Source organism: Actinomadura vinacea, from assembly GCF_039532545.1.
GTDB classification, from domain to species: Bacteria; Actinomycetota; Actinomycetes; order Streptosporangiales; family Streptosporangiaceae; genus Spirillospora; species Spirillospora vinacea.
Genome location: NZ_BAAARW010000020.1, coordinates 188,090 through 205,749 on the forward strand (window position 1 = coordinate 188,090; position 17,660 = coordinate 205,749).

A 17,660-nucleotide genomic window follows, 5' to 3' on the forward strand; every position below is an offset into this window, starting at 1 on the left:
ACGACTCAGCGGCCTTCATCGGGCGTGGAGATCAGGAAGCTCTCGACGAGGACGATCGTCACGGTCCTCCGTCCATAGCGATGGACGAGATCAACTCGAAGATACATCCAATGTCTCTTTTGTAAAGATTGTTAACTGGGAAATCGGGGGTCGCCGAACGTACGCCCAGGTGAGGCGAACTTTTCAGTTTTCACTCAGGGCTTATGTGAAATTTCAGTCCGCTTGACAGCCCGAGATGGCCTGTGACAAGACGAGGAGAACCCAGAAAACGTCCTATCTCTCCGGGTCAGGCTCCCCGCCGGTCCGGCTGCCGGAAGGAGAGGTCGATGAGCTCCCGACGATCACTGAGAAGAAGACGGCACGCGCCCGCGGCCCTGGCCGCGGGGGTGCTGGCCGCCGGGCTCGCACCCGTCGTGCACACGGGCACGGCGACCCCGGCCGGCGCCGACACCATGCGGATCGCCGCGTCCACCGCGAACCGCGGGCCCGATCTCGACCGGCTCGCCGCCGTCGCGCCGGGCACGCCGAGCCAGGTGTCGGGCGGCTGGGACATCCCGTGGGACATCGCGTGGGCCCCCGACGGCTCGTTCGCGCTGGTGACCGAGCGGGACACCTTCAAGGTGTTCCGGATCAACAAGAACGGCTCCGGGAAGACGCAGGTCGGAACGGTGCCGAACAGCCAGACCACCGATGGCGAGGGCGGGCTGCTGGGCGCGGCGTTCTCGCCCGGATGGAACGGCGGCTCCGACTCCGAGGTGTTCTTCATGCACACCTCGTCCGACGGCAACCGCATCGCGAAGATGTCCTTCAACGGCAGCTCGCTCAGCGGCTACACGGCGATCGTGACCGGCATCCGCAAGAACCGGTACCACAACGGCGGCCGGATCAGGTTCGGCCCGGACGGCTTCCTGTACGCCGCGACGGGCGACTCGCAGCAGAGCAACCTGGCCCAGGACCGCGCCTCGCTCAACGGCAAGATCCTGCGGGTCACCAAGAGCGGCGCCGCGGCCTCCGGCAACCCGTACGGCACCCGGATCTACAGCTACGGCCACCGCAACCCGCAGGGCCTGGCCTGGGACTCGGCCGGGCGGCTGTGGTCCTCCGAGTTGGGCAACTCCTCGCAGGACGAGCTCAACCTCATCGAGCCCGGCAAGAACTACGGCTGGCCGACCTGCGAGGGCACCTGCAACGTCTCCGGGATGACCAACCCCAAGCGCACCTGGCCGGTCTCCTCGGCGTCGCCAAGCGGGATCGCCCACGTCAACGGCACGTTGTTCATGGCGTCGCTGCGCGGCCGGCGGATGTGGCAGATCACGCTCAACGGCGCGAACGTCGGCACCGTCACCTCCTACTGGAGCGGGACGTACGGCCGCCTCCGGGCGGTGGAGAAGGTGCCCGGCGCCAACGCGATCTGGTTCGGCACGAGCAACTCCGACAACAACGGTGACGGCCAGGCGGACCGCCTCTTCCGGTCCGAGATCGGCTGACTCCGCCGGCGCCCCGCCCGCCGACCGGGTCGGCGGGCGGGCCCGGCCGCCGCCGGCGCCGGTCCCGGCGCTCCGGGCCGGCCCGGCCACCCGGTCCGGCCACCTGGCTAACCTCGACCACCTGGAGGTCTCGTCATGAGAAGGGCTCGCTTCCTGGCGCTGCTCGCGCTCGTCCTGCTCCTCCCGTTGCTCGGCCGTCCCGCGGCAGCCGACGCGCCCGCGGCTCCTCCCGCTCATGCCGCCTTCGCCGCGCAGGCGCCCGACGGCTCCCCGGTACAGATCAACGGGCAGCTCAAGGTCTGCGGCACGAAGCTGTGCAACCGGTACGGCAACCCCATCCAGTTGCGCGGGATGAGCACGCACGGGCTCCAGTGGTACAACCAGTGCCTCAACACGGGATCGCTCAACACCCTCTCCCAGGACTGGAAGGGCGACGTCCTGCGCATCTCCATGTACATCCAGGAAGGCGGCTACGAGACCAATCCGCGCCTGTTCACCGACCGCGTGCACAACCTCATCGAGCAGGCCACCTCGCGCGGCATGTACGCGATCGTGGACTGGCACATGCTCGACCCCGGCGATCCCAACGTCAACCTGAGCCGCGCCAAGACGTTCTTCACCGAGATCGCGCAGCGGCACAACGGCAAGGACAACCTGCTCTACGAGATCGCGAACGAGCCGAACGGGGTGAGCTGGGCCCGGGTCAAGAGCTACGCCGAGCAGCTCGTCCCGGTGATCCGGGGGTACGACCCCGACACTCCGATCCTGGTGGGCACCCGCGCGTGGTCGTCACTGGGCGTCTCGGACGGCGCGAACGAGAACGAGGTCGTCGGCAACCCGGTGAACGCGTCCAACATCATGTACACGTTCCACTTCTACGCGGCCTCGCACGGGAGCGGGTACCTGAACACCCTCTCCCGGGCCGCCGACAAGCTGCCGATCTTCGTCACCGAGTTCGGCACGCAGACCTCCTCGGGCGACGGCGGCAACAACTTCACGCGGTCCCAGCAGTACATCGACCTGATGCGCAGCAAGAAGATCAGCTGGGTGAACTGGAACTACTCCGACGACTTCCGGTCGGGCGCGGTGTTCAAGGACGGCACCTGCCCGAACGGGCCGTGGACCGGCACCGCCCCGCTCAAGCCCGCCGGGGTGTGGGTCCGCGAGCGGATCCTGACCCCCGCCGACGACTTCCCGACCGACTGAGCCCCAGGCGGGCAGCACCGCACCGAGACATCGGATGTCTCTATTGATCATCCCAGCATCTCGATCTAAAGTCGGGGTGACTTCCCCCAATACATCCGATCGCTGTAATGCCGTCTTCGGTCGCGACGAGGAAGCAGGAGCACATGGGACGAGACGTTCACCGGCGGGACTTCCTGCGGATGACCGGCGGCACTCTGGCGGGCGCGTCCGTGCTCGGCGCTCTCGACGGCACGGCCCTGGCCCGCGAAACCGGGGCCGGACTCTGGCAGGAGTACCTCGCATCCCCTGACACGCACCCCAGGATCCCCAACGTCTCCTACGCGGGCTACAGACGGGGCGAACGGCCCCTTCCGCGGCCGCCCGTCAGGGTGAACGTCCGGGCGTTCGGCGCGAAGGGAGACGGTGAAACCGACGACACGGCGGCGATGAACAGGGCGATCGAGGCCCTCGCGCGCCACGGCGGAACGGTGTTCCTACCGCCGGGGCGGTACCGGCTGACCGGTGTGATCTGGATGCACCATTCCGGCGTGGTCCTGCGCGGCGCCGGCCGCGGCCGCACCACGCTGTTCTTCGACGAGTCCCTGACCACGGCCTACCGGCCCCCGGGCCGGAACGAGTGGTCGTTTTCGGGCGGCATGGTGTGGTTCATCCCGCGGCAGCTCCGGCAGGGCCTGGAGGACCGGGGCTTCATGGGCAACGAGGGCTGGCTGGACGACCGCGAACTCGCCGAGGTCACGTCGACGGTGCGGCGCGGTGCGCGGCGGATCCCGGTGACCGACCCGTCGGCCTTCTCCCCCGGCGACCATGTCCTGCTGCTGGCCGACAACCCGCCGGACAGCAGCCTGCTGGCACACCTGGCCGGGGACGTCCCGGGCACCCGGACCTACCCCTGGAACACCGCCGCGCAGCGGCTGCGCCCCGAGCTCACGTCCTGGCCCCTCGCGGAGAACTTCAGCCGGTACCGGTTCCCCGTCCAGGTCGCGGCCGTCGAGCGGAACGCGATCGTGCTCGCCCAGCCCACCAGGATCGATCTGCTTCCGGGGTGGAAGCCCCGGTTCCGCGCTCTGGGACCGGCCGTCCGGGACGCCGGCATCGAGGCGCTGACCATCGAGATGCGGCAGATCACCCAGCCCGCGCACCACGCGGATCCGGGGTTCAACGGCCCGCATTTCCAGGCCGCCCTGAACTGCTGGGCCCGCGAGGTCGACGTGTGGCACAGCGACAACGGGTTCGGGCTGACCAGCGCCAAGGGCGTCACGCTCAGCGATGTCACGGTCGGGGGCCGGGCCCGGCACCATTCCTTCGTCTGCCGCGTGCAGTCCCACGACATGCTGGTCGACCGGTTCCGCATCCCGGCGGCCACCACCCCGCTGGGCTCCGGCGCCGCTTACCACGGCATCAACACCGAGGGATTCACTTCGGGGAACGTCTGGTCCGACGGGGTGATGGACGGCACGTTCGACTCCCACCGGGCGCTGCCGTTCGACAGCGTCCGCACCGCCATCCGGGTCGCCAACACCGGCAACACCGGCGGCCACGGCGAGGCCGGGCCGAGGTGGGGCGCCCGGTTCTGCCACTGGAACATCGAGGTCACCAACGGACGGTCGCACGGGATCCGGCTCGAGGAGCACGCACCGTTCAGTGCCATGGTCGGCGTCCGCGGGACCTCCGGCCCGACCGACCACGCCAAGGACTTCACCGGTCCCCTCCACAGCGTCGTGGAATCGCTGGACGGCGACGTCCACCCGGCCAACCTGTACCGGGCGCAGCTACGCGACCGCCTGCACCGCAGGGCCACTGCGGAACAGGCGGCCGAGGAGTAGGAACGACACCGCCGCGCGCCCGTCCACAGAGTTCGGGGGTTCACCCGACGTCGCGGACGGGCACCGCCGGTGTCGGCGACCGCGAGCTGGTCGCGCTCACCGACACCGAACGTCCGGGGTGGGGCCGGTTCAGTCTCGTTCGGCCGCGCGGAAGGTGGCGAGCACGCTCGCCCCGAAGTACGGCCCGTAGCTGGTCGAGGTCCGCGCCGCGTGGACGGAGATCTGGTAGCCGGTGCCCTTGGTGGTGTTGAAGTTCCGGAACCAGGGACCGCCGCTGGATCCGCCGCCCATGTCGCACGTCATCCCGTGGGGCATGGTGCCGGCCGGGTCCTCCACCTGGGGGCCGCTGCAGAACTGCAGGGTCTTCCCGCCGTTACCGTTGCTCGGGTAGCCGAAGAGGTAGCCGCTCGGGCGGTTCGCGATGTTGAACGACGTGCCCTGGCCGCCCACGACGGACTGGATCTTCTTTCCGTTCACGGGCTTGACGCTGACCGCGCCGAAGTCGTACCGCCGGTCCTTCACGATGTTCCCGGCGGCGTCCTTCGTCATGTACTCAAGAGGGACGTAGGCCTTCCGCACGGGGAACCTCCCGTAGGGCGACTTCCCGTTGTTGTAACCCGGCACGAACACCAGATTGGTGGTCCACTTGCCGGTGGCCGTCCGGAGGGCGTGCCCCACCGTGAAGACGACGTCCCCGTCCTTGCTGGTCACGACGTTGCCGGAGGCGACGAAGTCGGCACCGTTGTCGCCCTTGCCGAACAGCTTGCCCGCGGTCTTGGCGACCAGGCCGCCCTTCTTCCACGTGGCCTGCGTGGCGCCGGCCGCGCTGACACCGCCCGTCGCCGAACGAACCGCGGTGTTTCCCGCCGGTGCGACCGGGGCGATGTCCACCGGCCGACCGCTCTTCGGCCGCGCCTTGGCACTCCTTGTGGCCGCGGACGGCGCGGATTCCTTGAGAGGCTTCGCCGCCTTCATACGCGCAGGCGTCCAGTAATCGGCCGCCCTCGCGGAGCCCTCGGCCTCATGGGCGAGTGGTGCGGGATCGGTGACCCGGGCCGAGGCGGACTGCTGCCGTGCGGATGTGGAGGACCCCGAGCATCCGGCCGTGACAACTCCGATGACCGCGACCGACGCGATGCTCATGATCTTAGTGGTGCGCAAGTGGCCCCTCCTTGCTTCTGGTAATCACGGGGCAGCTTAGGACAAAACACCATGAGTCGATCATGAAACCAGGAAACCGGCAGTCGTTCACCGGTGTGGGAGTGGTCGGGACCGAGGACGCGGAGAAGTCCCAGGTGGTCGATGCCGCCCCTGCGGGGGGCGTATGAAGAGGTCAAGGACCGCCGGGGTGCGAGTCGCGTTCGTACCATGCGACGATCGAGCGCTTGTACCCGCCCGGCATCGTGAGGCCGGAGAGCCGGTCCCTGCCGAAGAGGCCGACCTCCTTGTGCTCGTGGCTCAGCCGTGGCGGCGTACCGGTGTCCAGGACGTGGCAGCCGTAGGTGACGATGAGCACCCTGGAACGCGGGATGGGCTCGTACACCCACACGTCCAGCAGCGGCCCCGCTTCGGCCTTCCAGCCGGTCTCCTCGGCGATCTCGCGGACCACGCACTGCTCGGGCGTCTCAGCGAACTCCAGCCGCCCGCCCGGCAGCTCCCACTCCTGCCGTTCATTACGCAGCAACAGGACCTTGCCTTCAGGGTCGAACACGACCCCCTTGACCGACACCGCCCACGCCGACGCAGCCCCCATGCACCCTTCTTCCACGACTTCCGACGATGTAATGGAACAAGAGTGACACCTCGCTGCGCCGCGGCTGACCGCCTTCTCAACCGCGTTGTTACCGACCGGTGCGCACAATGCAGGTGGGAGGTGCCCCGGTGCGAATGGTGAACCGCGAGCACTACGCCGGCCTTATGCGGCTCGCGTACCTGGCGCTGGACGACGGCGACGACCCGTTCATGCGCGCGCGCCGCGCCGCCGCCGAAGCGGCCCGGGGGCGGCGCGGCGGTTACCCGGCCATGCGGACGCGGCTCGTCGCGATCCTGCTCACCGACCCGCCCGCCGGGAAGCACCGGCTGCACCGCTTTTTCTTCGAGCCCAAGCGGACCCCGCCGGGGCCCGTCCGGGCGGCGCTGCTGGAGCTGTCGCCGCACGAGCGGCTCGCCTATCTGCTGCACCGCGACGGCCTCACCGCACCCGAGGTCGCCGCCGAGCTGGGCACACACCTCCAGGCCGACTTCCGGTACGTGGACCGGGCCACCGCCGCCGTGGACAGCCGTACAGGGCTGGGCGAGGCCGCGCAACGGGCCGAGATAGAGGCGTTCGAGCCCGACCTCGTCCGGCTCCGTCCGCCGCTCGCCTGGCGCACCGCCCTGGCGGCCGTGCTCGCGGCGGCGCTGCTGGCGGTCGCCGGGGTCGTGCTCACCCGGCCGGACGACGTGCCCGGCGAGCCCGCCGCGATCGACCCGCGTGCGTGGCAGACGACCGGCACGCCGACCATCGACGAGTGGCCTGCTCAAGGCGGGCTGCGGCACAACGCCAGGCTGCTGCGCCGGGCCGCCGACGCCTGGCGGGCCGACCGCCGTGACCCGCCGCTCGGCCGCGTCATCGTCCTGTACGCCGGGACGGTGGACGGCGCGTCCCTCGTCGTGCTGCGCGACTCCCCCGGCCCGCGGGAAGCGCCCAGCGTGGCGCAGTACTTCGAGCGGCGCCTGTCACGTGGCGTGGAGTCGGTCCGTAAGCTCGGGACGGACGCGGGGCAGCTCATCATGCTGGGCATGACGTGGCGTTATCTCGCCCCGCCATGGCTGCGGGACCTGCGGGCGGCGGTGCCGTCCGGACGCTCTCCGGACTGGATGCCGGTGGCCGTCCGGGACGGACTGAGCGATCCGCTGCCCTGGCACTGGTTCACACCGCGCTGCCAGAACTACGTGGTGTTCCAGATGACGTTCCGGCCGGCCGTCGGCGGGTTGCCGCGGACGGTCACGCAGTTCGCATCGCACAACCCGCAGTCCGCGGCGCCGCAGGTGTGGTTCCAGGACCCGCCGGAGCAGGAGGAACGGTTCCGCTGGGCGGCACTGCACGCCGTCGCCTGCGAGGCGGCGGCGTCGCTGAGCGAGTCGGGCGACCTGCGGCTGGGCCGTCTTTGGCGCGGCGAGTTGCCCGACGGCGGCGGCCGGGCGACGCTGCTGACGGTGGACGAGTCCTCGCCGGAGGGTGCGCGGGGCAGATCGATCCTGATCTCCGACGCCGGGCGGGCGCTGTCCGAGCGGGGCGGGACGAACAGCGGCACCACCAACTCCCCCGCCCAGACGATGGCCGCCGCCGTGTGGTGGCGGTCGTCCCGACGCTGGCATCTGGTGGCGGCGGCGGGCCCGCGCGTCGCACGGCTGAAGACGGTCGGCGAGCTGGGCTCCCACGAGAAGAAGGCGGCGCTGCTGGTGGTGCCGGGCCCGCGCGTCGGCGGTGCACCCCCGGAGACGGCCCGCCTCCCGGTCGTCCACGTCGTGGCCTACGAGATGGACGGAGACCGCACGGTCGTCAGCCCTTCGTGACAAGACGTGGGGCCGTGGCAGCCCCGGGGCTGGATCGCGGCGGCATCCGCGTCACCGGTGAAGGACCATCAGGTCTGGCCGCTCGAGGAACCGGGCGGTGTCGCGCAGGACGAGCGAACCCAGTTCGCCGTCGACGAGGCGGTGGTCGAACGACAGGGCGAGGGTCGCGGTTTCGCGCAGCCGTACGCGTCCCTTGTGCTCCCACGGCGTTCGCCGGACCTGGCCGAAGCAGAGGATCGCCGCTTCGCCGGGGTTGAGGATCGGTGTTCCGCCGTCGATGCCGAACACCCCGATGTTGGTGATCGTGAACGTCCCGTTCCTCATCCGCTCGGGTGGCGTCCTGCCGGCGCGTGCCTGGTCGATGAGGTCGGTGAGCGCCAAGGCGGTCTCCCGTAGGGAGAGCCGCTGGGCAGCGGCGATGTTGGGGACGATGAGCCCCCTCGGTGTCGCCGCGGCGATGCCGAGATTGACGTCGGAGTACTGGACGATCTCACCGGCCGCGGCGTCCCACTTCGCGTTGATCCCGGGATGCCGCGCGATGGCGGTCAGCGCCGCCTTGATGACGAGGCACAGCGGTGTCAGGCGCACACCCTCGAACGCCTTGTCGGCGCGTGCCCGCTCCAGCAGTTTGAGGGACCGCGTCACGTCGACGGTGACCCATTCCGTGACGTGCGGAGCGGTGAAGGCACTCTCCACCATGGCCTCCGCGGTGTGCTTGCGCACTCCGCGAATCGGCGTGCGCACCACGTCTTCACGGGCGGTCGCCTGCTTCTCGGCGAGGCGGTGGACGTCTTCGCGCGTGATGCGTCCCGACGGGCGTGTGGGGGTCGCGAGGCGCAGGTCGACTCCGAGGTCGCGGGCGAGCTTGCGCACCAGCGGGGTGGCGAGGGTTTTCGACGGGGTGGCGGCCGTCGGCTCGGGCTTCTTCTTTCGCGGGCGTCGCGCCGTCTGCGCGTGCGCCGGGCCATACCCGACCAGGACGGGCTCGCGGGCGGGGGCGGGCTCGCCGGCGGGGGCAGGGGCGGGGGCGGGGGCGGACGGCTGCTCGTGCACAGGCTGCGCGCCGTCGTCCGCGACCTCGAAGGCGATGATCGGCGCACCGACGGCCACCACCTCGCCGGCGGCACAAAGGATTTCGGTGACGGTCCCGGCGTAGGGGCTGGGCAGCTCCACCATCGCCTTCGCCGTCTCGATCTCCACGATGACGTCGTTGACGCCGACCGGGTCGCCGGGGCGCACGCGCCATTCGAGGATCTCGGCCTCGGTGAGACCCTCGCCGACATCGGGGAGATGGAAGTGCTTGGTCACGATGTTCTCCAGCGGTTCAGTGGGCGCAGACCCGGTCGACGGCGTCGAGAACTCGATCGAGATCGGGCAGGTAGTCGCCTTCCGCCCGCGCCGGCGGATAGGGGACGTTGTAGCCGCCGACGCGTTCCACGGGGGCCTCGAGGCCGTAGAAGCAGTGCTCCATCAGTGTCGCGGAGATTTCGGCGCCCAGGCCGACGTTGACGGGCGCCTCGTGCACGACCACGACGCGTCCCGTCTTCGACGCCGAGCGGCACAGTGCGGTGGTGTCGAGCGGCGACAGCGAGCGGAGGTCCAGGACTTCCAGCGAACGGCCTTCGGCGGCGGCGACCTCGGCCGCGCTGAGGGCGACCGCGACCGTGGGCCCGTACGCAACGACGGTGACGTCGGTGCCCTCGCGCAGGACCCTGGCGCGGTCCAGCGTGTCACCGTCCACAGGGCGGCCGAGGTCGACCTCGGCCCGGTCCCAGTACCGGCGTTTCGGCTCGTAGAAGATGACGGGGTCGTCGCACGCGATCGCGGCGCGGAGCATGTCGTACCCGTCCTGGGGATGGCCGCACGCCGCGACGCGCAGCCCGGCCGTGTGGCAGAAGTACGCCTCGTTCGACTCGCTGTGGTGCTCGACGGCGCCGATCCCGCCCCCCACCGGGATCCTGATGGTGATGGGAAGCCGCAGCAGCCCGCCGGACCGTGCCCGCATCTTCGCCAGCTGGCTGACGATCTGGTCGAAGGCGGGGTAGACGAAACCGTCGAACTGGATCTCGCACACCGGCCGGTACCCCCGCAGGGCCAGGCCGATCGCCGTCCCGATGATCCCCGATTCGGCCAGCGGGGTGTCCACGACGCGGTCGCCGAATTCGGCGGCCAGGCCGTCGGTCACCCGGAACACCCCGCCCAGGGACGCGATGTCCTCGCCGAGCAGAACCACCTGCTCGTCATCGCGCATCGCCTGGCGCAGGCCCTCGTTGAGTGCGCGTCCGAGCGTGGTCGTGGTGGCCTTGTCCAGGGCCGCGGGGGCTGTGGCGGTGATGGTCATAGGAAGGACTCCTTGAAAGTCTCGAAGCCTTCGCGTTCGCGTCGGAGGGCCTCGGTCTCCTCGCACAGGGTGTTGCGGAAGGTGTCGCTCAAGGACGGCTCCGGAATCGCACGGCACTCCCGGCGGGTCTGCGCTGCGAGTTCCTCGGCGTCGGACTCGACCGCGGCGAAGTAGTCCTCGTCGGCCCAGCCGCGCGCCGTGAGTAGAAGGCGCACGCGCTCCACGGGGTCGTGGGCCTCCCACTGGGCGAGTTCGGCTTTGTCGCGATAGCGCTTGGGATCGTCCGACGTGCTGTGTCCGGACATGCGATAGGTGTGCGCCTCGATGAATCCGGGTGCCCCACCGGCCCGGACTCGCTCGACCATGCGCTGCGTGGCGGCGTAGACGGCCAGTGCGTCGTTGCCGTCCACGGACACCGCGTCGAGTCCGAATCCCTTCGCGCGTTCCGTCAGGGGGCGGGCGTACTGCTTGCTGGCGGGTGTCGAGATCGCCCATCCGTTGTTCTGGCAGAAGAACACGATGGGTGCCGACGTCACCGCCGCCCAGTTGAGCGCCTCGTTGGCGTCCCCCTGGCTGGACGCGCCGTCGCCGAAGTAGGTGAGCACGACGCTGTCGCTTGCGTCGTACCGGACGCCCATCGCATAGCCGACCGCGTGCAGTGTCTGCGTGGCCAGCACAAGGCTGTAGATGTGGAAGTGATACCGCTCGGGGTCCCACGAGCCATGGGTCGCACCACGCCACTGCGAAAGCAGTTCCGACGGTGAGATGCCACGGCAAAGGGCTGCCACATGCTCGCGGTAGGACGGGAAGACCCGGTCGTCCGCTCGAAGAGCGCGGATCGACCCGGCTTGTGCCGCTTCCTGGCCAAGGGACATCAGCCAGAGCCCGAGCTCCCCCTGGCGTTGCAGGGAGTACGCCTCCTGGTCGAAGCGGCGTCCGAGGACCATGTCGCGGTACAGCGCGCGTACCAGTTCACCGGTCACGTCGAGCATGCCCGCGGCCGCCTGTTCGTTCAGCGTCCCGGCGGGATCGACCAACTGCAGGACGTCGTCTGCCATGGAGTTCGCGCTCACTGCTGCCCCCAGGTCCGCGTGCGGTCGACGGCGAGGCAGCCCTTCCGGAGCGGGCGTGAGATCCGCAGCGGCGGCGCCATCACGAGTTCCCGGATGGTGAAGCCGGAGAGCGCTTTGACGAGGGCGTCGATCCGGGCGGGCTCCGCCGCGGCGAAGACGGTGCAGCGATCCCGGTGGGCTTCCACGATCTCGGCGGAGAACGCCCGCGCGATGGCGACGGCTTCGGGGAGCCCGCCTTCGGGGAAGCCGACCGAGACGAACACCCCGCGCCGATTGTGCGACCTGTCGTCGGAGAGGCGGACGACCTTGACGACGTCGAGCGACCGGTTCAGGAACTTGACGAGTTGCGCCAGCCTGATCTCGTCCGCCGTGTCCACCTCGATGGTGATCCTCCGCAGCCCGTCGACGGGCGCGGCGACGTCCATGGTGAGCATCTCGAACCCGCGACGCGCCAAGATCGTCGCGACTCGGGCGACCGCCAGGGGCATCGCGACGACATCGATTCGCAGCACGGCACCGACATGATGCGTGCCTGGCTGCACAGCTTCAGAGGGGGCAGCGCGTGTTGCTGCTCGTATCGCGGCTGACATGCGGACACGGTTTCAAGCGCCTGATCCGTCCACAACGAAAGTGCGCACAGCGGTGCGGAACAAGTTCCTCTTGAGCAGTCAACGGGGTCGTGAGTGAGCGTTGAGGGAAGTGCTGCTTACACTTGCGGTATGCCAGCACCCGTACAGCTCGACTCGGTCGATCTGGAGATCTTGGAGTTGTTGCGAGCCAACGGGCGGCGCACCGTGCGCGACATCGCACGCCTGATCAAGCTCTCGCCGGCGCCGGTCCGCCGGCGCATCGCGCGCCTTGAGGAGTCGGGAGTCATCACCGGCTACACGATCACGACGGACCAGGCCAAGGTCGGCCAGGGCCTTCAGGCGGTCACCGAGCTGCGCTTCACCGGCGACACCGACATCCACGACATCGTGGAGTTCGCGTCGACGCTGCCGGAGGTCGACGAGGTGCTGACGCTCACCGGCGACGTGGACGCGCTCGTCCGGCTGCATGTCGACAATGTCGATGAACTGCAGAAAGTGGTCAATCGTCTGCGCCGCAAGGGCGTCGGGGTGCTGCAGACGAAGACGCTGATCGTCATCGACTCCTGGCAGCGCGGAACCCGCGTGCCCTGAGAGCCGCCATGGTGGTGGAGGTTCAGGCCTCTTCGTCGTCCACGAGCGCGAGCAGTGGCCCCCGCTCGTCCTCGGGGACGTAGCCGGCGTAGTAGTCGTAGAGATTGCGCCGCGAGATGCGTGCCGCCGCCAGGCCGTCCCCTAGCCGGATCGCTTCGAGCACCTCCTGGTGGTGGTGGAGCGACTCCCGCATGAGCGCCGTGCTGTTGAGCGCATGGGCGACCTTGTCCGAGATCAGCGAAAGGACGGCGCCCCGGACCACCTGGTTGCAGACCTCGATCAGGGAGTTGCGGCTGGCCAGGGCCACCACCTCGTGGAATGCGACGTCCGCCTTGCTGAACTCCTCGTACCCCACCTCGATCGCGTCCGACATGACGGCGATCGCCTGTTCCATGGAAGCCAGCTCCTCCTCGGACCGCAGCCGCGCCGCCAGCAGGCTCGCCGACCCGTCGAGGATCATGCGGAACGAGATCAACGCGGCCATCGACATGCTGTCGAACTGGACGAGCCGGGTCATCTCCTTGACCAGGCCGGCCGGCGTGAACGGCAGGATCTCCGGGCCGTTCGGGTCACCCGGGCGGGAGCGGACGAGGCCGTTGCTCTCCAGCACGCGCAGCGCCTCCCGCACCGTGGGCCGGCTCGCCCCGAACTGCGTCACCAGCTCCCGCTCGCTCGGCAGCCGCTGACCGGGCTTCAGGTCACCGCGCGCGATCGCCTGCTCGATCTGCTCGACGATGCGCTGGTAGAGCCGGACCGGCGAGACCTGCCGGAACTGTGCCCCGTCGCTCACGGCCGCTTCCCCTCGATCGTGGTCCATGTCGTGTTCTCCCCGGTGGCCGCCCCGGGGGCGCTGTCCGGCCAGCGCGGGACCGCCTCGGGGGGCCGGTTCCGTTCGTACCACGCCGCCGCCCTCAAGACACCGGGATCATCGAAGCGGCGGCCCGCGATCTGCACCCCGATGGGCCGGCGGTCCGCCGTGAAGCCGCAGTTGACGGTCGCCGCGGGCTGACCCGACATGTTGTAGGGCGCGGTGAAACCGATGTGGGACATGGTCTTCCGGTCACCCTTGAACGGCATCGGCTGCTCGGCGGGGAACGCCGCCACCGGGGCCACCGGCGAGAGCACCAGATCGTACGGGAGCGTCGCCGCCACGGTCTGCGCCTGGATGCGCATGATCTGCTGGTAGCACTGGAGCACCTTCGTGCCCGGCACGTCCGCGCCCCCTTGGCACCATTGGATGATGTGGGGGTGGACGCGCAGCCTGGCCTCGGGCGACAGCTGGCGGAAGTCGTTCCAGGACCGCACGCGCCAGAAGAGGTCCAGGTCGTCCAAGAGGTCCTGGGTCATGAACGGTTCGACCGGCTCGACGACGGCTCCCGCCGCCTCGAAGGCCGCGGCGGCACGGTTCACCGCGGCGAGGATCTCGGCGTCGGACGGCTCCCCGCAGCCGGCGTCCAGGTGCACCCCCACCCGCAGTCCGCGCACGTCGCCGTCCAGTGCCGACCAGTCGATGTCCTGCGGCGGCAGGCTCGACCAGTCACGGGGATCCGGGCGGCTCAGGACGCGCATGAAAAGGGCCGCGTCCGCCATGGTGCGCGTCATGGGACCGGCGCAGCGCCCCTGGTACGGGGTGTTCAGGGGGATCCGCCCGTAGCTGGGCTTGAGGGTGGCGAGGCCCAGCCAGGTGCCCGGCAGCCGGATCGATCCCCCGATGTCGGTGCCGACGTGGAGCGGACCGTATCCCCCGGCGGCCGCGGCCCCCGCGCCGGAGCTGGAACCGCCCGTGGTCCAGGCGGCGTTCCAGGGGCTGCGCGTGATGCCGTGCAGGCTGGAGACCCCTGAGGAGAGCATTCCCCAGTCCGGCATCACGGTCGACCCGAGTATCACCCCGCCGGATTCGACGACCCGCGCGGTGATAGGCGCGTCCAGCTCGGGGACGACCGGCTCGGTCCCCGCGTTGCCCGAGGGCATGGGGACGCCCCTGCGGGAGACGTTCTCCTTCAGCGTCAGGGGCACGCCGTCGATGGGCCCGAGCGGTTTCCCCGCCGCCCATCGGGCCTCGCTGGCCAGGGCCGCCTTGCGGGACTCGTCCGGATCCCGCACCCAGAACGCGTTGAGCACGCTCTCGCGCGCCTCGATGACCGACTGGACGGCGTCGTGGACCTCGACCGGTGACAGCGTGCGGTCAGCGAATCCGGCCACCATCTCGACGGCCGACATGGCGGCCATGCCCTGTTCGGTGAGCACCCGCACTCTCCTCCGGTCGCGATATTCAGGACATTCAAACCCTTGACAAGAACAGTTTCAGTCGCCACGGTACCTGGCAAGTGAGCTTACTGGTCAGGCCAGTCATAACGAAAGGTGACGTCCATGACGCGGGACAGCAAGGCCGTCCGGCTCGCCGTCATACCGGGCGACGGAATCGGCCCTGAGGTCGTCGCGGCGACCGTGCCCGTGCTCCATGCCGCGCTGGAGGCCGACGGCCTCCGGCTCCACGTGACTCCGTTCGACTGGGGCGGCGAGCGGTACCTCCGGGAGGGCGCGGCGATGCCGGCCGATGCCGCCGACCTCGTCAAGAAGACGGACGCCGTGCTGTTCGGCGCCGTCGGACGTCCCGACGTCCCGGAGCACGAACTGGTCTGGGGTCTGATCATCGGCCTGCGGCAGCAGCTCGACCTCGCCGTGAACCTCCGCCCGGTGCGCGCGTTCCCCGGCGTGCCCACCAAGGTGCGCGACACCGACGGCGTGGACCTGGTGATCGTCCGCGAGAACACCGAGGGCGAGTACGTCGGCGCCGGCGGGGTGGCGCACGCCGGCACCGGACACGATGTCGGCATCGAGGTCGCCGTGCACTCCCGCCGTGTCATCGAGCGGGCGGCGCACCAGGCCTTCGAGCTGGCCGGCCGGCGGTCGGGGCGCCTGTGCCTGGTGACCAAGTCCAACGCGATGCGGTACGGCTACCCGCTGTGGGACTGGGTGGTGCGCGAGGTCGCCGCGCAGTACCCGGCGGTCGAGCTGGAGACCGTGCTGGTCGACGCCATGGCCGCCCGCATGGTCCAGGCTCCGCGGTCCCTTGACGTCCTGCTCGCCGGCAACCTGTTCGGCGACATCCTGTCCGATCTCGCCGCGGTGCTCGCCGGTGGCATGGGCATGGCGCCCAGCGCCAACGTCCTTCCAGGCTCGGACGTGCCCGGAATCTACGAACCCGTCCACGGCTCCGCACCCGACATCGCCGGGAAGGGGGTGGCGAACCCGGTGGCGTGCATGCTCTCCGGCGCGATGCTGCTCGACGACCTCGGACACGCCGGTACGGCCCGGCGCGTCCGCGACGCGGTGGCGGGGGCCCTGCGGGATCCCAGGCACCACACGGCCGACCTCGGCGGCAACGCCACCACCGCGGACGTCACGTCCGCCGTCCTGAACACGATGGAAAGCCAGGAGTAGAACAGATGAGACAGAACAAGCAGTTCAGGCGGCGCACCGTGACGGTCACGGCCACGGTCACGGCCATGCTCGCGGGCCTGGCGCTTTCGGCCTGCTCGGCCGGTTCCACGGCGGGCGGGAGCAGCGGCGACTCCGCCGCCCTGAATGTCGGCCTCGTCGCCGAGCCGGCCAACCTCGACTTCACCAAGACCACCGGTGCCGCCATTCCGCAGGCACTGCTCTACAACGTCTACGAGACCCTGGTGAAGGTGGACCAGTCCGGGAAGATACAGCCCGCTCTGGCCACGTCGTGGAACGTGTCCAAGGACCGCAAGACGTACACGTTCCAGCTTGTGAAGAACGCCAAGTTCAGCAATGGCGCACCGTTCACGGCCGAGGACGCCAAGTTCTCCCTCGACCGCGTCAAGTCCGACTGGACGATCACGCTGAAGTCCCGGATGGACGCCCTCGACAAGGTGGAGGCGGTGTCGCCCACCGAACTGAAGGTCACCCTGAAAGAGCCGAGCAACAACTGGCTGTACTGGATGACCACCCGGGTCGGCGCGATGTTCAGCCGGACCGGCGTGAGCAAGCTGGCCACCGAGCCGGTGGGCACCGGCCCGTACGTCCTGAAGAACTGGAAACGCGGCGACTCGATCACGCTGGCCCGCAATGAGGGCTACTGGACACGCAAACCGCAGTTCGCGTCGGTCACCTTCAAGTACTTCAAGGACCCGACCGCCATGCACAACGCGCTGCTCACAGGCACCCTCAACATGATCGGCATGATGGAGCCCCCGGACGCTCTGGATCGTTTCAAGAACAACCCGAAGTACAAGATCACCGAGGGCTCGACCAACGCCGAGGTGCTCCTCTCCTTCAACAACGGCTCGGGCCCGCTGCGGAATCCGAAGGCCCGCCAGGCGGTCCGCCACGCCATCGACCACAAGGCCATGCTGGACACCTGCTGGGCAGGCCACGGCAAGCTCATCGGCAGCATGGTCCCTCCGACCGACCCGTGGTACGAGGACATCCCGAACCAGTTCCCGTACGACCGCAAGAAGGCCGAGAAGCTTCTCGCGGAGTCCGGTCAGGCCGGCAAGACGCTGCGGCTGCGGGTTCCGACGCTGCCTTATGCCAACTCGTGCGGCACCGTGCTCAAGAGCCAGCTCGAACAGGTCGGGTTCAAGGTCAAGCTCGACCAGCTGGAGTTCCCCGCCGCCTGGCTGACCACCGTGTTCAAGAACGCCGACTACGACATGTCCATCATCGCCCATCTGGAGCCCCGCGACATCGGGACGGTGTTCGGGGACAAGACCTACTACACCCGCTACGACAACCCAGAGTTCCGAGCGTTGCTCAAGAAGGCGGACCAGGGCCCCCAAGAGGAGCAGATCCCCACCATGCGGGCGGCTGCCCGGCTTCTGGCCAAGGACGCCGCGGCCGACACGCTGTTCCTGCAGCCGAACCTGATGGTGGCGGAAAAGGGTCTCACCGGCCTGCCCGTGAACTACGTCTCCGAATCCCTGGACCTCACCGGCGTGGCCCGGTCATGAAAGGCGGCATCA

General features: G+C 69.5%; 15 protein-coding genes. 7 read left to right on the forward strand and 8 right to left on the reverse strand.

Translation table 11 applies throughout. The annotated features are described in order from the left end of the window. Window positions 1-326 precede the first annotated feature (326 nt). The 3 genes from ABD340_RS25290 to ABD340_RS25300 all read left to right on the forward strand — a co-directional run bounded on the left by ABD340_RS25290 (window position 327) and on the right by ABD340_RS25300 (window position 4,516). Window positions 327-1,487 carry a PQQ-dependent sugar dehydrogenase gene (locus tag ABD340_RS25290; RefSeq protein WP_344592148.1) on the forward strand — a complete coding sequence of 387 codons (1,161 nt, stop codon included), beginning with the start codon at window positions 327-329 and terminating at the stop codon, window positions 1,485-1,487. Between the two features lie 135 nt (window positions 1,488-1,622). Next, entirely contained in the window at window positions 1,623-2,693 is a 1,071-nt protein-coding gene (locus tag ABD340_RS25295; RefSeq protein ID WP_344592150.1) for a glycoside hydrolase family 5 protein, read from the forward strand. Between the two features lie 143 nt (window positions 2,694-2,836). Then, the gene (locus ABD340_RS25300) at window positions 2,837-4,516 is read left to right on the forward strand and encodes a glycosyl hydrolase family 28-related protein (RefSeq protein WP_344592152.1); all 1,680 of its coding nucleotides are present in this window, start codon (window positions 2,837-2,839) and stop codon (window positions 4,514-4,516) included. A 129-nt stretch (window positions 4,517-4,645) separates the two neighbouring features. On the opposite strand, the gene ABD340_RS25305 is transcribed toward ABD340_RS25300, so the two are convergent. Together ABD340_RS25305 and ABD340_RS25310 are read right to left on the reverse strand one after the other, a co-directional pair. Further along, window positions 4,646-5,677: a hypothetical protein gene (locus ABD340_RS25305; RefSeq protein WP_344592153.1), complete on the reverse strand. Its 1,032-nt coding sequence runs from the start codon at window positions 5,675-5,677 to the stop codon at window positions 4,646-4,648. A gap of 172 nt (window positions 5,678-5,849) precedes the next feature. Next, entirely contained in the window at window positions 5,850-6,269 is a 420-nt protein-coding gene (locus tag ABD340_RS25310; RefSeq protein ID WP_344592154.1) for an NUDIX hydrolase, read from the reverse strand. A 128-nt stretch (window positions 6,270-6,397) separates the two neighbouring features. Here ABD340_RS25310 and ABD340_RS25315 point away from each other — a divergent pair, with 128 nt between their 5' ends. Next, window positions 6,398-8,074 (forward strand): RNA polymerase sigma factor sigma-70 region 4 domain-containing protein, encoded by a 1,677-nt coding sequence (locus ABD340_RS25315; RefSeq protein ID WP_344592156.1) that lies wholly within the window; start codon window positions 6,398-6,400, stop codon window positions 8,072-8,074. Window positions 8,075-8,125: 51 nt separating this feature from the next. Here ABD340_RS25315 and ABD340_RS25320 read toward each other — a convergent pair whose 3' ends face one another. From ABD340_RS25320 to ilvN, 4 genes are read right to left on the reverse strand one after another with little or no spacing between them, the layout of a single operon-like run. Beyond that, the gene (locus tag ABD340_RS25320; protein ID WP_344592157.1) at window positions 8,126-9,382 is read right to left on the reverse strand and encodes a dihydrolipoamide acetyltransferase family protein; all 1,257 of its coding nucleotides are present in this window, start codon (window positions 9,380-9,382) and stop codon (window positions 8,126-8,128) included. A 16-nt stretch (window positions 9,383-9,398) separates the two neighbouring features. Further along, on the reverse strand, window positions 9,399-10,415 hold the full coding sequence (locus tag ABD340_RS25325; RefSeq protein WP_344592158.1) for an alpha-ketoacid dehydrogenase subunit beta: 1,017 nt from the start codon (window positions 10,413-10,415) through the stop codon (window positions 9,399-9,401). Then, window positions 10,412-11,473 (reverse strand): thiamine pyrophosphate-dependent enzyme, encoded by a 1,062-nt coding sequence (locus tag ABD340_RS25330; protein WP_344592159.1) that lies wholly within the window; start codon window positions 11,471-11,473, stop codon window positions 10,412-10,414. Before ABD340_RS25330 ends, ABD340_RS25325 begins: the two co-directional genes overlap by 4 nt. A gap of 11 nt (window positions 11,474-11,484) precedes the next feature. Further along, window positions 11,485-12,000, reverse strand: coding sequence for an acetolactate synthase small subunit (gene ilvN, locus ABD340_RS25335; protein ID WP_344592160.1), 516 nt, complete (start codon window positions 11,998-12,000; stop codon window positions 11,485-11,487). Window positions 12,001-12,207: 207 nt separating this feature from the next. On the opposite strand from ilvN, the gene ABD340_RS25340 reads away from it, so the two are divergent. Next, on the forward strand, window positions 12,208-12,669 hold the full coding sequence (locus ABD340_RS25340) for an Lrp/AsnC family transcriptional regulator (RefSeq protein ID WP_344592161.1): 462 nt from the start codon (window positions 12,208-12,210) through the stop codon (window positions 12,667-12,669). Window positions 12,670-12,691: 22 nt separating this feature from the next. Here ABD340_RS25340 and ABD340_RS25345 read toward each other — a convergent pair whose 3' ends face one another. Together ABD340_RS25345 and ABD340_RS25350 are read right to left on the reverse strand one after the other, a co-directional pair. Continuing rightward, window positions 12,692-13,459, reverse strand: a complete 768-nt coding sequence (locus ABD340_RS25345) for a FadR/GntR family transcriptional regulator (RefSeq protein WP_344592162.1) — start codon at window positions 13,457-13,459, stop codon at window positions 12,692-12,694. After that, on the reverse strand, window positions 13,456-14,916 hold the full coding sequence (locus ABD340_RS25350) for an amidase (protein ID WP_344592163.1): 1,461 nt from the start codon (window positions 14,914-14,916) through the stop codon (window positions 13,456-13,458). The genes ABD340_RS25345 and ABD340_RS25350 overlap by 4 nt, the downstream gene beginning before the upstream one ends. Window positions 14,917-15,039: 123 nt before the next feature. On the opposite strand from ABD340_RS25350, the gene ABD340_RS25355 reads away from it, so the two are divergent. Both ABD340_RS25355 and ABD340_RS25360 read left to right on the forward strand, forming a co-directional pair. Further along, entirely contained in the window at window positions 15,040-16,113 is a 1,074-nt protein-coding gene (locus ABD340_RS25355) for an isocitrate/isopropylmalate dehydrogenase family protein (RefSeq protein ID WP_344592165.1), read from the forward strand. 5 nt (window positions 16,114-16,118) lie between these two features. Then, window positions 16,119-17,648, forward strand: a complete 1,530-nt coding sequence (locus ABD340_RS25360; protein ID WP_344592166.1) for an ABC transporter substrate-binding protein — start codon at window positions 16,119-16,121, stop codon at window positions 17,646-17,648. Window positions 17,649-17,660 lie beyond the last annotated feature (12 nt).